The following is a 14595-nucleotide window of genomic DNA, read 5'->3' as shown; positions in this document are numbered from 1 at the left end:
TAAGTGCTTCGCCAATAGTGGCTGATTTCAAACGCGCGTGAGTTCGAAACGTGTTTCATTCCTTCTTTCCCAAACCGAAAATCTTCTTCACGTCGGCCATTATCTGGGCTTTTTTCGCAATTCTCGGATGGTACTTCATCGTTGAAGGATTAGGTCGGTCTTGGGGCTATGTAATGCCTGAACAGGAACCCTACGATCTCAGCTACTTCCTGGTGCCGGCTAACCTGTTCTTTTACGCCTATCTCGCATTGTGTCTGGCGGCGTTCGGCGGCGTGTGGACCGTTATCGCCAAGGATCACCCCTGGAAATTCTGGTCCATCTGGGGATCTTTGCTGATTATCGCGGTGACCTATTTCGGCGTTCAGATTTCCGTCGTCATCAATAATTTCCGGCGGCCTTTCGGCGACCTTTTGCAAAATGCCCTGTCGAAACAGCCGGGCATCGAGGTCTGGGATTTTTACAGCCTCCAGATCGTCTTTGCCAAGATCGCCTTTCTCAGCATGGCCGTTTCGATCCTGACGGATTTCTTCACCAGCCATTATATCTTCCGCTGGCGCACCGCGATGAACGACTTCTACATGTCCAAATGGGAAAAGCTGCGCCACATCGAAGGTGCCTCCCAGCGCGTTCAGGAAGATACGATGCGGTTCTCCTCGACGCTCGAAGGGTTGGGCATCACGCTCATCAATTCGGTAATGACGCTCGTCGTCTTCCTGCCGATCCTGTTTGCGCTGTCGTCCTATGTCTCCGAATTGCCGATCCTCGGTGAAGTGCCGCATGCGTTGTTCTGGCTGGCAATCGTCTGGTCCATCTTCGGTACGGTGCTTCTGGCGACAGTCGGCATCAAACTGCCCGGCCTGAACTTCCGCAACCAGCGTGTGGAAGCCGCCTACCGCAAGGAGCTTGTCTATGGCGAGGACCACGCCGACCGCGCCCAGCCGCCGACAGTCAAGGAGCTTTATTCCAATGTGCGGAAAAACTATTTCCGCATGTACTGGCACTATCTCTATTTCAACGTCGCACGGTATTTCTACATTCAGGCCGATGCGGTGTTCCTGCTTCTGATGCTCGTTCCGACCATCGTGGCGGGCAAGATCACCTACGGTATCTACCAGCAGATCGCCACGGCCTTCGGTCAGGTCAGCAATTCGTTCCAGTATCTGGTCAATTCATGGACGACGATCATCGAGCTGCTTTCCATCCACAAACGTCTTGTGGCCTTCGAGGCCGCGATCGACGACAAGCCCCTGCCGGATATCGACGAGCGTTACCTCCAGCGGGAAGCGGAAGCCGGAGAACTGGCGGCTAACAAGCCCTGACGAAAAAAGGCGGTCGATTGGCCGCCTTCAGGTCTTGAGCACGTCCTACGGAGACGTGAACTGTCTCATCCGCACCCGTCACCCCGGACTAGATCCGGGGTCTAGCGCGATCAAGTCCTTGATCGCAAAAGACTCTTATCACGGCGCAGACGCGCCGTGGCTGGATGCCGGGTCATCCTGGGCTTGTTCCGGGGACCGGCATGACGGAGTAGGGGTGTTCGACCTTTGTCACGAACAGGAGAGTATGAGGAAGTTTACCCCTCGGTCTTCTGCTTCTTCCGCGCCTCGATCATCGGCATCGCCTCGGCATAGCTCACACAGGCGACATCCTGCCTGCCGCAGACTTCGCGCAGCAGCCGCTCATAGGCATTCCAATAGGCGCCGCCATTCATCTTCACGAAGTGAAAGCCCATCTGCAGCGGAATGCGCTCGCCATTATATTGCCTGTCGAATGCATTGCGGAAGGCCGTATAGGCGCGCTCCTCGAATTCTTTCGAACGATCCGGCGTCTCGACGCCGATGGAGTGGCGGATGAAGAGATTGTAGTCCATGGCGATGATCGGGCGGTTGCCCGGACCTTCGGGAATGAGCGGCAGGCCGAAATGCTCTATGCCGTCGCGCTCCACCGGCCATTCCGGCCCCTTGGTGATGCTGGTGGCGTCATAAACGAAACGGTGCTTTTTCTGCGCTTCGGTCAGCGCCGGCCCCTGCGAGAGATAGGGCGCGCGAAAACCATCGATCTTTTTCACCATCTCGCGCCAGCCTTCAGGTTCCTCGCCCTTCTTGCCGATCATCTGCCAGGCGTTTTCCAGCGTGCTGGTGAAGGTGGTGAATTCGCCGTCCCATTGTTCGGCGGTCCATTGCCCGCCATCGAAATGGCCGCAGGTGTGGTTGCCGATCTCGTGACCTTCGCGATAGGCCGCCCAGATGTTCCTCAGCCTTGCCTCCACCTCTTCGGGTGACTGGCCGAAACCGACATTGGAACGACCCGCCTTCTGGCCGGGTCCCTGATAGGTCTTGGCGCTGGTCTTCCTGTCCATCACCAGCGTGCAGGCTAGGAAATAGGTGAAATGCGCGCCGACTTGCTTGCCTGTCGCGCGGCTTCTTTCCCACAGCGTATTGTCGCCCGCACCGTCGAAGGACACGATGACGAGCTGCTTCGGCTTCTCAGCCTCTTCGGCAAAAGCGGGAAGGGCGGTAAGAAGCGACAGGGAAAAGGCGGCAAGTGAGCGAAACATCAGTTATCCGTCATATGAAACACCGTGGCCTTTTGCGGGTGGAATAAGGCGAAGCTTTGAATAGTCTGGCGTTTTCGTGACTTTCGGCCTAATTCCTGTTCTCAACTGCGGTGATAGGGCCGCTTCGTTCCACCGGGGGACCGTGTTCCATGCTTTTTCTCGCACTCTGTCTTGCCTTGTTCCTGCTGACGCATCTTTTGAAGGTGGTCGCACCGCAATTTCGCGCGCGGATGATCGCGACGATGGGGGAAGGGCCTTTCAAGGGCGTCTATTCCCTCGTCAGCCTCATCACGCTCGGCCTCGTCATCTATGCCTTCGGTGAAGCGCGGCAGGAAACCGGAATGTTGTGGTATCCGCCGGTCTGGATGAGCCACATTGCCGTGACCCTGATGCTGCCGGCGATGATCTGTCTTATCGCCAGCCTCATCCCGGCTGGCCACATTGCGACGAAGACGAAACATCCGCTCATCCTCTCGGTCAAGATCTGGGCGCTTGCGCATCTTCTGGCCAATGGTGAGACGTCTTCGATCCTTCTTTTCGCATCGTTCCTTGCCTGGGGCGTGGTGATGCGGATTTCGCTGAAGCGCCGGGAACGGGCGGGCGAAAAAGTGGTCCGGGACTTCGTTTCAGGCCGCTACGATCTGGTGGCCATTGTCGGCGGCATCGTCCTGTGGGGTGCTTTCATTCTGAAACTGCACGAATGGTTGATCGGCGTTCAGCCCATCGTCCTGTAGGAAATCAACGTTTCCCCCTTACATATCAGGCAAAATAGGCTAGAAGGCCGACCATGACCCGGTCGGCCTTGCTTTTGCTGACCCGGGTAAGCGGCTTGGTATGTCCGCGAACGGATGGATCGGCGACGATCTCCGCGCGGGTAACGGAGAATTTGATGGCAAACGAAAATGATACCTTTATCCGCGAAGTGAACGAGCAGATCCGTTCCGAGCAGCTGTCGCGCTTCTGGGGCCGTTACGGTATCGTGGTCGTGGGTGCGGCCGTTCTCGTGGTTCTCGGCGCCGCCGGCGCCGGTATCTACGAATACTGGAACACCAGCCGCGCTTCCAATTCCGGCGACCAGTTCCTTGCGGCGCTGAAGCTCGCTTCGGACAACAAGACGGATGAGGCGCTGAAGGCCTTCGCCGATCTCGAAACCTCCGGTCATGGCAATTATCCGGTTCTGGCGAAGTTCCGTTCCGCGACGCTGCTGTCGCAGAAGGGTGATGCGGCCGGCGCTATCGCCGCCTTCACCGCCATCGGCAACGATACGTCCGCGCCGCAGGTTTTCCGCGATACCGCCAAGGTGCGCGCGGCCTGGCTGCTGGTGGATAACGGCACCTATGATCAGGTCGTCGCACTGGCTGAGCCGCTCAGCACTGAGGGCCAGACCATGCGTGCTTCCGCCCGCGAAGCTCTGGGTCTCGCCGCCTACAAGGCTGGCGATTTCGCCAAGGCCAAACAATGGTTCGAGCAGATCGTCAGTGACACACAGGCGCCGCGCAACGTGACGAACCGCGCGCAGATCATGCTCGACAATATCACCGCTTCGGGCAAAGCTGCCTAACACGGCTGCCCGACAAAGATCGCGCCGGCATTCTCCGCATTGCCAAAGCGATCCAACTCATTATTTTACGCATGTCCTTTGCCCAAAACAGGTAACGTTTTGGGCAGACGTGCTTTAAGGAACCAGGATCAATGAGCTTCACCGTCGCCATAGTCGGGCGCCCTAATGTCGGCAAGTCCACGCTTTTCAACCGTCTCGTCGGAAAGAAGCTGGCGCTGGTGGACGATACGCCGGGTGTGACCCGCGACCGCCGCCCCGGCGAGGCGAAGCTTGTCGACCTGCGTTTCACCATCATCGATACCGCCGGTCTGGAGCAATCCGGGCCGGAAACGCTTCAGGGCCGCATGTGGGCGCAGACCGAAGCGGCGATTGACGATGCCGATGTGACGCTGTTCGTCGTCGACGCCAAGGCGGGCCTGACGCCGGCCGACGAGACGCTGGCCGAGATGCTGCGCCGTCGCGGCAAGCCGGTGGTGCTGGTGGCCAACAAGTCCGAAGCGCGCGGTTCCGACGCCGGTTTCTACGACGCCTTCACGCTCGGTCTTGGCGATCCGTGCCCGATTTCGGCCGAACACGGTCAGGGCATGATCGACCTGCGCGACGCGATTGTCGAGGCAATCGGCGAAGACGTCGCTTTCCCGCCGGAAGTGGATGAGGCGGAGACGGATATCGTTCTGCCGCGCGGCGAACCGGGCAGCGAGGATGAAGAAGACGAAGAGCCGGTTTATGACGAGACCAAGCCGCTGCGTGTCGCCATTATCGGCCGGCCGAATGCGGGCAAGTCCACGCTGATCAACCGTTTCCTCGGTGAAGACCGGCTGCTGACCGGCCCGGAAGCGGGCATTACCCGCGACAGTATTTCGGTCGAATGGGACTGGCGCGGCCGCACCATCAAGATGTTCGATACGGCCGGCATGCGCCGCAAGGCCAAGGTGACGGAGAAGCTGGAAAAGCTCTCGGTCGCGGATTCGCTGCGCTCCATTCGTTTTGCGGAAACGGTGGTGATCGTGTTCGACAGCACCATTCCCTTCGAAAAGCAGGATTTGCAGCTCGTCGACCTCGTCATCCGCGAAGGCCGCGCCGCCGTGCTGGCCTTCAACAAATGGGACCTGGTGGAAGACCCGCAGGCCTATCTGGCGGATCTGCGTGAAAAGACCGAGCGTCTGCTGCCGCAGGCGCGTGGCATTCGCGCGGTGCCGATTTCCGGCCAGACGGGTTATGGCCTCGACCGGCTGATGCAGAACATCATCGATACCGACAAGGTCTGGAACCGCCGCATCTCCACCGCCCGCCTCAACCGCTGGCTGGATTCGCAGACGACCCAGCATCCGCCGCCGGCCGTTTCCGGCCGCCGCCTGAAGCTGAAATATATGACGCAGGTGAAGGCCCGCCCGCCGGCCTTCATGATTTCCTGCACGCGGCCGGAAGCTATCCCGGAAAGCTATACGCGTTATCTGGTGAACGGTCTGCGCAAGGATTTCGACATGCCGGGCGTGCCGATCCGCGTGCACTATCGTGGGTCTGACAATCCGTTCGAGAGCAAGGCGAAGAAGAGGCGTTGATTTTGACGTGAAGGGTCGCCGCGTATTTCTTCTCCCCATCGGGGAGAAGGTGGCCCGAAGGGTCGGATGAGGGGGCACCCTCTCCGTATATCTCGACCGTCGCCCCCTCATCCCGCTGCCGCGGACTTCTCCCCCTCGGGGAGAAGAAACAAGGGGCGCCCGCTCGCTCCAATTTCACGGTTTTGAAGAGTAAAAGACCATGCTGATCAAGCAGACCGACTACCACCGGATTTACCGCGTCATCAACAGCCTGCTCATCAGCCAGAATGCCGATCCCGCCTCGGCCTCCATGTATTTCAGCACCTTCGGCGCCTTCATCCTGCAGCAGCATTATAAGGTGAAGGCGGTGCCGAAGGGCGGGCTTGCGGCCTATAATCTCGGTGGAACCGTGCTGCTATTCGCCGATCATCGCGAAGACGGTTATGTGACGGGTGCGGGCGAGAATTTCCATTGCTGGATCGAGGCGGATGGCTGGGCGATCGATTTCATGGCGCCGGCATTTTCGGAAGGCGCCGATGGGCTTTCCGTGCCAGCGAAAATGTTCCAGCGACCGCTTGCCGCCATGGCGGCATCCATCAACGATCTCGGACGATCCGGCGATTTCTTCTATCGCTCCGAACCCGAAGCCACGGCCAAGCGCTTTGCCGACTGGCACAGGCAGGCGATGATCGGCGATATGGCGAGCGTTGCCGCCAGCTGGTTCCGCAAGTCGCCGAAACAGATGGCCGCATCGCTTTCGGTAACGGATCGCGACGGCAAGGCGCGGACTGTGCCACTGTCCGGCCAGATGCTCACCGGAGCATGGTGAAGGCAGGTTACGCCGCGCAGTGTCGATCCCGAAGGTTTTGTCAGCAAAAGGTCTTTTGATTTATAAGGCCAATGTTGCTACGCAGACTGGGCTTCAACAGCGACGGGATTGACGTGTTCCTATGGCCGATGACACCATTTCAATAAGCTTCACGCCCGATCCGAAACATGTGCCCGACTATGTCCACGGCTATCAAAATCAGGCCTATGAAAATTACAGCATGATTTGTGACAAGTCCTGGAAGCGCCATTTTGCCTCGGCCAGAGCACATCTATCCTCGTTTGCGGGACTTGCTGCCGGTTTCATCTATTCCTTAAGTCTGCCGTGGTTTCCGGGCGTCTGGCCTGTGGTCGGTTATTGGGTGTTTGCACCCGCACCGTTTGTGGCCCTCGCCATATGGTTCATTATCGCGCGGGGCTCGAGAAAAGAGATGAAATCCTATTACGAGGTCCTGGCACATTGGAATATTGCCAATGATCGGATGTATTCGCCTCACACGGAGGTCGAGATAGGACCCGAGGGTTACAAGCAGGTCACAAGACTGGACACCGTGCAGCTGAGCTGGGCGCGCTACCATCTCGCACTCACGCCGCCGGACAGTCTGGTGCTGGTTTTCCACGGGACGGTGGCTGTCATACCCAACAGCGCCCTGCCGATTGCTGCAAAGGACATCATCGAGAAGATCAATCACTGGTGCGCAGCCCAGCAGAAAGAGCTTCTTCCCTTATCCTGAAGCGGCATCTCAAAATGGCGGTATCATCAGGAAACATAGGACGGCCAGCGTGTTCTCGCGGCAGCCGCCTGACGTCAATCAGCAGCCCGACCCCGTTCTAAAGATAACGGAAGTCGCGTCCTGATTGCCTTGTGACATTCCCGCTTCGTTTCGTCCACCGTTCCCGAACAGAATCTCGGGGATCGCCTCATGCAAGTTGAGAACGCGACAGCAGCGGCAGGGATTTTCCCGCCGCGTGAATGACATTGTCGAGGAATTGCCGCGAGGCTTTTTCCCAGCTGTAGCTTCTGGAAAGCGCCAGAGCCTCCTGCGGCGAACAATGAAGCGCCGCAAGACAGGCATCGCGAAGATTGTCGTCCAGCGCACCGGCTGCCGGGTTACCGCCGAGAATATCGATCGGCCCGGTGACGGGGAAGGCGGCCACGGGCACGCCGCTTGCCAGCGCTTCCAGAATGGTGTTGCCGAACGTATCGGTCTTGGAGGGGAAAACGAAGACATCGGCCTGCGCATAGGCATCGGCCAGCTCCTCACCGGTCTTGACGCCGGTGAACAGCACATCAGGATATTTCTCCTGCAATTCATGGCGGGCGGGACCGTCGCCGATGACGACCTTCGAACCCGGCAGGTCCAGTTCCAGAAATTCCGGCAGGTTCTTCTCCACCGCCACACGTCCCACCGTCATGAAGATCGGGCGCGGCAGGTCGAAAGGCAGCTTTGCTTTCGGGCGGGGATGGAAAAGCTCGGCGTCGATGCCGCGGCTCCAGCGCTTCAGATTGCGCACGCCGCGCGCTTCCAGTTCGGTCTCAAGGCTCGGCGTCGCCACCATGCAGGTGTTGCCGCCATTGTGGAACCAGCGCACGAAGGCATAAAGCCAGCTTTCCGGCACAGGGAAACGCGCCGCCACATATTCGGGAAAGCGGGTGTGATAGCTGGTGGAAAAACGCATGCGGTTCTTCACGCACCAGCGCCGCGCCATGAAGCCCAGCGGGCCTTCCGTCGCAATATGCACGAAGGAAGGCTGGCTTTTTTCGATCTCCGCCGCCACACGGCGATAACCGGCAACCGAGAGGCGGATTTCCGGATAGGTGGGGCAGGGGATGCTGTAAAAACTCTGCGGCGTGACCATGCGCACATCGACGCCGAGCCGCGCGAGTTCGGTATTGGTATTTTCTATGGAGCGAACCACGCCGTTGACCTGCGGGTGCCAGGCATCTGTGACAATCGTGATTCTCGTCATGAAACACTGATCCTGCTCATCTGCGCGCGGGCGAATCCCCATTGCCCGGCTTCTGCCCGTATATGCGGCGTGCGTGTTACAGGATCATGTCAGGGTGTGTGACGGCGGGGAAGCGTGGTTTGCGCGCAGAAGTTTGCGGTTGTCCACGGCGCTCCCCCGGTGCGGCGGAGCCTTATCCCACCAGCGGCAGCAACTCGGGGCTGATCAGCGCGCCGTGGTGACCGATGACGGTTGCGGCCGCCCTCGCTGCAAAGGTGGCCGCTTCTTCCGGCGAACTGCCGGTCACGTAACGGGCGAGGAAGGCGCCGTTGAAGCTGTCGCCGGCGCTTGTCGTATCCACCACGTCCACGGCCTTCACCGCCGGGGCGTGACTGCGGCTGCCGCCGAAATCGAGCGTCGCGCCCTTCGCGCCGTCCTTCACGACGATGTTTTCGACGCCAAGCGAACGGTAGCGGTCGATGGTCGCTTCCACGGAGACATCGCCGAAATGGCTCGCCTCGTCATCGAAGCTCGGCATGACAAGCGTTGCGGCGCGTGCGCCGTTGGAGATGGTCTCAAGCATCGTATCTCTGTCGGCCCACAGGCGCGGGCGAATGTTGGGGTCGAAGACCACCAGCTTGCCCGCCGCCTTGGCGCGGCGCAGTTCGGCGAGGAACGTATCGACATCATGGGCGGAGGCGAGAATGGCGAGCGTGATGCCGGAGAAATAGACGACATCGGCGCTTTCCACCGTCCTGCGCAGATGATCCGCATCTGCGGCGAGCTGCCTTGCGGCGGCGGCATTGCGCCAGTAGCTGAAGGTGCGCTCGCCATCCTTCAGGTTGATGAGGTAAAGGCCGGGCGTGCCACCCTTGATGCGGCGGATTTTCTCCGTGCCGATGCCGGCATCGGCAATGAAGGCCAGCATGTCTTCCGAAAGCGGATCGTCACCAAGCGCGGTGAAATAATCGACCGACCAGTCGCCCGGCAGGCAGGCCCGGGCATACCAGGCGGTATTGAACGTATCGCCGGCAAAACCCTTGCGCAGCAGCCCGTTGCCGGCCTGCGACAGTTCCACCATGCATTCGCCAATCGACAGAAACCGTCCGCCCACGCCGTCATCCTCCCGTTTTTTCCAGCCATGCGGCTTACGACGAGTGCGCGCCGCTGACAAGGGCGGTTGTGGCCGTTTGTGCATGTGCGAAGTTCCGGTTTACGCGGCGGCGCGGGCTTTATATTCTCGTGCCACGGCGCTTTCGCTTTTCTTCGAATCGCGAAAGCGCCGTGTCTCTTTTTTGCGCATGTCTCTTTCCCAAAACCGCGTCACACTTTTGGGAGACATGCGCCGGCCACCATCAGGAGATCGCCCATGCCGCTAACCCATGCCCCGGTCCACAAACCCCAAGTGCAATCGGACTGGTGGAAGGGAGCGGTGATCTATCAGGTCTATCCGCGTTCGTTTCAGGATACGACCGGCGACGGTTTCGGCGATCTTGCCGGGGTAACGAAACGCCTGCCCTATATTGCCTCGCTCGGTGTCGACGGCATCTGGCTCTCGCCCTTCTTCACCTCGCCCATGGCCGATATGGGGTATGACGTTTCCGATTACTGCAATGTCGATCCGATGTTCGGCACGCTTGCCGATTTCGACGCGCTGATGGCAGAGGCGCACCGGCTGGGGCTGAAGGTCATCATCGATCAGGTCATCTCGCACACGTCGGACCGGCATCCCTGGTTCGTGGACAGCCGGGCGAGCCGCACCAACAGCAAGGCCGACTGGTATGTCTGGGCCAATCCCAAGCCGGATGGCACCGCACCCACCAACTGGCTTTCCGTGTTCGGCGGCCCGGCATGGGAATGGGACGGCGTGCGCAAGCAATATTACATGCACAGCTTCCTCGCCTCGCAGCCGGATTTGAACTTCCACAATCGCGAGGTTCAGGATGCGCTTCTCGAAACCGTGCGTTTCTGGCTGGAGCGCGGCGTGGACGGTTTCCGGCTCGATACCGTCAACCATTATTTCCATGACAAGCTTTTGCGCGACAACCCGCCGCTTTTCGACGAGGAAAGTTTCGGTCTCGATGCCTCCGACGTCAATCCCTATGGCATGCAGGACCATCTCTACGACAAGACGCGGCCGGAAAACGTGGCTTTCCTGAAGCGTTTCCGTGCGCTGCTCGACGACTATGAGGGCCGCGCCACGGTGGGCGAGGTGGGAGACGGGGCGCGGTCGCTGAAGACGGTGGCGGCCTATACGTCCGGCAACGACAAGCTCAACATGTGCTACACTTTCGACTTGCTGGGGCCGGATTTCAGCGCGAAGCATCTGCGCGCCTCGGTCGAGACCTTCGGCAAGGTGGTGACGGATGGCTGGGTGTGCTGGGCCTTTTCCAACCACGATGTGGTGCGCCACCTCAGCCGTTTTTCCGAAAGTGCGGAGGAGCAGGTGCGGGTGGCGAAGCTTGCCATCTGCGTTCTCGCCAGCCTGCGTGGCTCCATATGCCTCTATCAGGGCGAGGAACTGGGTCTGACCGAGGCGGAACTTGCCTTCGAGGATCTGCGCGATCCCTACGGCATCCGCTTCTGGCCCGCCTTCAAGGGGCGGGACGGGTGCCGCACGCCGATGGTGTGGGAAACCGGCAAGCCGAATGCCGGTTTTTCCAGCGCTGAAAAGCCGTGGCTGCCGGTGCCCTATGTTCATGCCATGCAGGCTGTGGATGCGCAGGAGCGCAAACTGGACTCGGTTCTGAACCATTATCGCGCGGTTTTGTCCTTCCGAAAAGGTCACGGCGCGCTGCGCGATGGCGACATGCATTTTATCAAGACCAATCTCGATGTGCTGGCCTTCACGCGCCAGAAGGGCGATGAAAAACTGCTCTTTGTTTTCAACCTCACACGCGAACCGGTGGAATTCCCGATACCGAAGGCCATGCGGGTCACCGATATACTGCCGATGCCGGGTTTCGCACCGCTATTCGATGCGGGGATCGTGAAGCTCGAGGGGCTGGATGTGTTTTGTGGGGTCGTTGCATGAGCGGGCAATTTGTCATCGAGACGGCTGGTGAAGCATCGCTCGGTGAGTGGTCCCTCCTGCGGCACCGCTTGTGGCCGGATGCTTCACCCGCCGAACACCGGGCGGAATTGCAGGACGTCTCCGACAATGAGGTTGGATTTATTGCCTATGATCCGGCGGGCATGGCCATCGGTTTCGCCGAAGCCAGCCTGCGGCATGATTATGTCAACGGATGCGACACCTCGCCCGTGGCGTTTCTCGAAGGCGTTTATGTGGAGGAGGCCTTTCGCAAACAGGGCGTTGCGGCTGCATTGATTGCCGAAGTAACCCGTTGGGCGACGAGCAAGGGTGTGAGCGAACTTGCTTCCGATGCCGATATTTCCAATGTCGATTCACACCGCATGCATGCGGCGCTGGGATTTGAGGAAACGCAGCGGGTGGTTTATTTTCGCAAGTCTCTGCCTCTGGGTTCATGACCTCCCGGCACTGTTCGGCCATGGAATAATATCAGACATTGCAGGTGCGTTCTGACGATCGAATGCGGCGCCATGATCGCGCCTTGGATGTTGAATAGTGCCATTTAAGTATTGGTGAATTTTATAATGTCTTCAATTTGAATTATTTCACGATTAAAAAAATTACATATATTCGTACTAATAAATATTGCTTAGTAATTTTTACAAATTTACTTAGATGTTGGCGAGTTTTGGGCAAGTTTCCAGTATTAATCATTGAAACCTACAGATTTTTCGGTCTCCACCCATAAAGTGAAGCAGGGATTGTCATGTCCGTTTCAATCAAGAATTTCAATCAGCCCAATACCGCGAATTCCACCTCGCCACGCGCCAAAGCTAAGGTCGCCCTTCCATCCATCCGAGAGGTCTTCCTTTCCGGACAATCGGCAGCCCGCGCATCGACACCGAAACCAGCCCCCAAAACCTCGTCAGCCGATTATATCGCATCGCCCGCCTTCATGCGGAATCTGAGGGCCAAGCTTTCTCTGGCGGGGGACGATCCGGCGCAATATCTGCGCGCCCGGTCGATGATGAGTGCTCTCGAGCGTGGGGCCTTGCAGGTTTCGAACCCCACCCAGGGCAAAACGATCAATGCGTGGGATCCGAACCAGAAAAACGCCAAGCCGACGACAGCCACTGACATTGCCAAGACCAACTGGGTGGATTTCCTCAACACGCAGCTGAAGCGCAGCGAAGACGGGGAGCTTTCCAGGGATGGAAGCGGCAGCTATGTCGACAAGGCGACGGGAAAACACGCCTATTTTGGCAGGGTCGCGGGCAAATATTATTACGTCACCTGGCCTTCGGAGACGAAAGCATGAGGCCGCTCTCGCGACCTCAAAACGCGGATTGAGCGTTTTCCACTGCCTCCGGTCGGCAATCCACCGTCAGATCAGCGCAAACCGGTCCACATCCACCATGCCCATATCGGAAATCTTCAGATGCGGGATGACGGGCAGGGGCAGGAAGGCGACCTGCAGGAAGGGTTCCTCCAGCGTCGTGCCGAGCGCATAGGCTGCTTTTCTAAGCGTGTGCAGCGTATCGCGAACGGTCTCATAGGGTTCGAGGCTCATCAGCCCTGCGACGGGCAAAGCGATCTCGCCCGTCACCCTGCCGTCTTCCACCACCACGAAGCCACCCTTGATTTCGCCGAGCCGGTTGGCGGCCAGCGCCATATCGTCTTCGCTCACGCCGACAACGCAGATATTGTGGCTGTCATGGCCGACGGTGGAGGCGATGGCGCCCTTTTTCAGGCCGAAGCCCTGAACGAAACCGTTGGCATGGTTGCCGTTCTTGCCGTGGCGTTCGATGACGGCGACCTTGATGATGTCGTTCGCAAGATCAACGGTGGTCTGGTTGCCATCCGTCGGCAGCCTGTAGCGGCGGTGCTCGGTAATGATCTTGCCGGGAAGCACGCCCATGACGGGGCTTTCGCCCTCCATGACCGGCACGCCGAAATGCGAGGCGAGCACGGGTCTTGCCTTGACGCTGTCGAGGCCGACGGGTGCGACCGGTTTGCGCGTGGCAAAAAGGGCGTCATCGACGATCCGGCCGCCGGAAAGCACCATGCTGGCCTTGCAGTTCTGCAGGCTGTCGACGATCACAAGATCGGCCCGCCAGCCAGGTGCGACAAGGCCGCGGTCGCGCAGGCCGAAGGCTTTTGCGGCGGAAATGGAGGCGGCGCGGTAGATGGCTAGCGGTTCCACGCCGCTGGCGATCGCCGTGCGGATCATATAGTCGAGATGGCCCTGTTCGGCGATGTCGAGCGGGTTGCGGTCATCCGTGCAGAGGGCCAGATAGGGCGACAGGCGCTCGGTAATGATCGGCATCAGGGCGTGCAGGTCCTTCGAGACCGAGCCTTCGCGCACCAGAATATGCATGCCCTTGCGGATTTTCTCCAGCGCCTCAGTCGCGCTCGTGCATTCATGTTCGGTGCGGATGCCGGCGGCGAGATAGCCGTTCAGCGCCGTGCCGGAGAGAAGCGGTGCATGCCCGTCGATATGCTGGCCCTGAAAGGCCTCGAGCTTCGCCATGCACACCGGATCCTTGTGGATGACGCCCGGAAAATTCATGAATTCGGCAAGGCCGATGACCTTCGGGTGCCCCCGGAACGGCAGCAGCTTTTCGATGGGCAGATCGGCGCCGGCGGTTTCCAGATGGGTGGCGGGCACGCAGGAGGAGAGCTGCACGCGGATGTCCATGATGGTTTCCATGGCGCTGTCGAGGAAGAACCGAAGCCCCTCAACGCCCAGAACATTGGCGATCTCATGCGGGTCGCAAATGGCGGTGGTAACGCCATAGGGCAAAACGCAGCGGTCGAATTCGTGCGGTGTCACCAGCGACGATTCGATATGGAGATGCGTATCGATGAAACCCGGAACGACGATCTTTCCGGAAATGTCGATTTCCTGTCGCCCCTTGTAGTTCTCGCAGGTGCCGACGATGGTGTCGCCACAGATGGCGATATCCGAAGCGACGAGTTCTCCGGTGACGAGGTCGAAGAAGCGTCCGCCCTTGAGAACCATATCCGCCGGTTCACGGCCCGTACCCTGATCGATGCGCGTTTCAAGTCTGGAATTCATGCGGGTTTCTTCGGCTCCTGATTTACGTCGTATGCGAGAATTTTCACT

13 protein-coding genes are annotated in these 14595 nt (G+C 59.2%); 9 read left to right on the top strand and 4 right to left on the bottom strand.

Annotated elements, in window-relative coordinates; translation table 11 throughout:
- The first annotated feature begins 50 nt into the window (after positions 1-50).
- The gene (gene sbmA / locus CFBP4996_RS09895) at positions 51-1319 is read left to right on the top strand and encodes a peptide antibiotic transporter SbmA (RefSeq protein WP_035261556.1); all 1269 of its coding nucleotides are present in this window, start codon (positions 51-53) and stop codon (positions 1317-1319) included.
- A gap of 254 nt (positions 1320-1573) precedes the next feature.
- Here sbmA and CFBP4996_RS09890 read toward each other — a convergent pair whose 3' ends face one another.
- The gene (locus tag CFBP4996_RS09890; protein WP_080851109.1) at positions 1574-2557 is read right to left on the bottom strand and encodes a polysaccharide deacetylase family protein; all 984 of its coding nucleotides are present in this window, start codon (positions 2555-2557) and stop codon (positions 1574-1576) included.
- 149 nt (positions 2558-2706) lie between these two features.
- On the opposite strand from CFBP4996_RS09890, the gene CFBP4996_RS09885 reads away from it, so the two are divergent.
- The 5 genes from CFBP4996_RS09885 (at position 2707) to CFBP4996_RS09865 (ending at position 7221) form a co-directional block, all read left to right on the top strand.
- Positions 2707-3291: an NnrU family protein gene (locus CFBP4996_RS09885; protein WP_080851112.1), complete on the top strand. Its 585-nt coding sequence runs from the start codon at positions 2707-2709 to the stop codon at positions 3289-3291.
- Positions 3292-3446: 155 nt separating this feature from the next.
- Positions 3447-4118: a tetratricopeptide repeat protein gene (locus CFBP4996_RS09880; protein WP_080851115.1), complete on the top strand. Its 672-nt coding sequence runs from the start codon at positions 3447-3449 to the stop codon at positions 4116-4118.
- Positions 4119-4249: 131 nt separating this feature from the next.
- On the top strand, positions 4250-5680 hold the full coding sequence (gene der / locus CFBP4996_RS09875; RefSeq protein ID WP_065113932.1) for a ribosome biogenesis GTPase Der: 1431 nt from the start codon (positions 4250-4252) through the stop codon (positions 5678-5680).
- 199 nt (positions 5681-5879) lie between these two features.
- Entirely contained in the window at positions 5880-6488 is a 609-nt protein-coding gene (locus CFBP4996_RS09870) for a DUF2026 family protein (RefSeq protein WP_080851118.1), read from the top strand.
- Between the two features lie 121 nt (positions 6489-6609).
- Complete coding sequence (locus tag CFBP4996_RS09865) at positions 6610-7221, top strand: hypothetical protein (RefSeq protein ID WP_162935833.1); 612 nt, start codon at positions 6610-6612, stop codon at positions 7219-7221.
- A 187-nt stretch (positions 7222-7408) separates the two neighbouring features.
- Here CFBP4996_RS09865 and CFBP4996_RS09860 read toward each other — a convergent pair whose 3' ends face one another.
- Positions 7409-8458 carry a bifunctional monoglucosyl/glucuronosyl diacylglycerol synthase gene (locus tag CFBP4996_RS09860; protein WP_035240305.1) on the bottom strand — a complete coding sequence of 350 codons (1050 nt, stop codon included), beginning with the start codon at positions 8456-8458 and terminating at the stop codon, positions 7409-7411.
- Positions 8459-8630: 172 nt separating this feature from the next.
- Positions 8631-9551 carry a sugar kinase gene (locus tag CFBP4996_RS09855; RefSeq protein ID WP_162935834.1) on the bottom strand — a complete coding sequence of 307 codons (921 nt, stop codon included), beginning with the start codon at positions 9549-9551 and terminating at the stop codon, positions 8631-8633.
- A 255-nt stretch (positions 9552-9806) separates the two neighbouring features.
- Between CFBP4996_RS09855 and bglA the strand changes: the two genes are divergently transcribed.
- The 3 genes from bglA (at position 9807) to CFBP4996_RS09840 (ending at position 12786) form a co-directional block, all read left to right on the top strand.
- Entirely contained in the window at positions 9807-11471 is a 1665-nt protein-coding gene (bglA, locus tag CFBP4996_RS09850) for a beta-galactosidase BglA (RefSeq protein WP_080851120.1), read from the top strand.
- Positions 11468-11926, top strand: a complete 459-nt coding sequence (gene aac(6') / locus CFBP4996_RS09845; RefSeq protein WP_035262476.1) for an aminoglycoside 6'-N-acetyltransferase — start codon at positions 11468-11470, stop codon at positions 11924-11926. The genes bglA and aac(6') overlap by 4 nt, the downstream gene beginning before the upstream one ends.
- A 308-nt stretch (positions 11927-12234) precedes the next feature.
- Positions 12235-12786 (top strand): hypothetical protein, encoded by a 552-nt coding sequence (locus CFBP4996_RS09840; RefSeq protein WP_080851122.1) that lies wholly within the window; start codon positions 12235-12237, stop codon positions 12784-12786.
- Between the two features lie 66 nt (positions 12787-12852).
- Here CFBP4996_RS09840 and ade read toward each other — a convergent pair whose 3' ends face one another.
- Positions 12853-14547: an adenine deaminase gene (ade, locus tag CFBP4996_RS09835; RefSeq protein ID WP_080851124.1), complete on the bottom strand. Its 1695-nt coding sequence runs from the start codon at positions 14545-14547 to the stop codon at positions 12853-12855.
- Positions 14548-14595: the final 48 nt, after the last annotated feature.

It is taken from the genome of Agrobacterium leguminum, assembly GCF_005144435.2.
Lineage (GTDB): Bacteria > Pseudomonadota > Alphaproteobacteria > Rhizobiales > Rhizobiaceae > Agrobacterium > Agrobacterium leguminum.
Note: the sequence above shows the minus strand (reverse complement) of the source record. Positions and strands in the feature narration are given on the sequence as shown.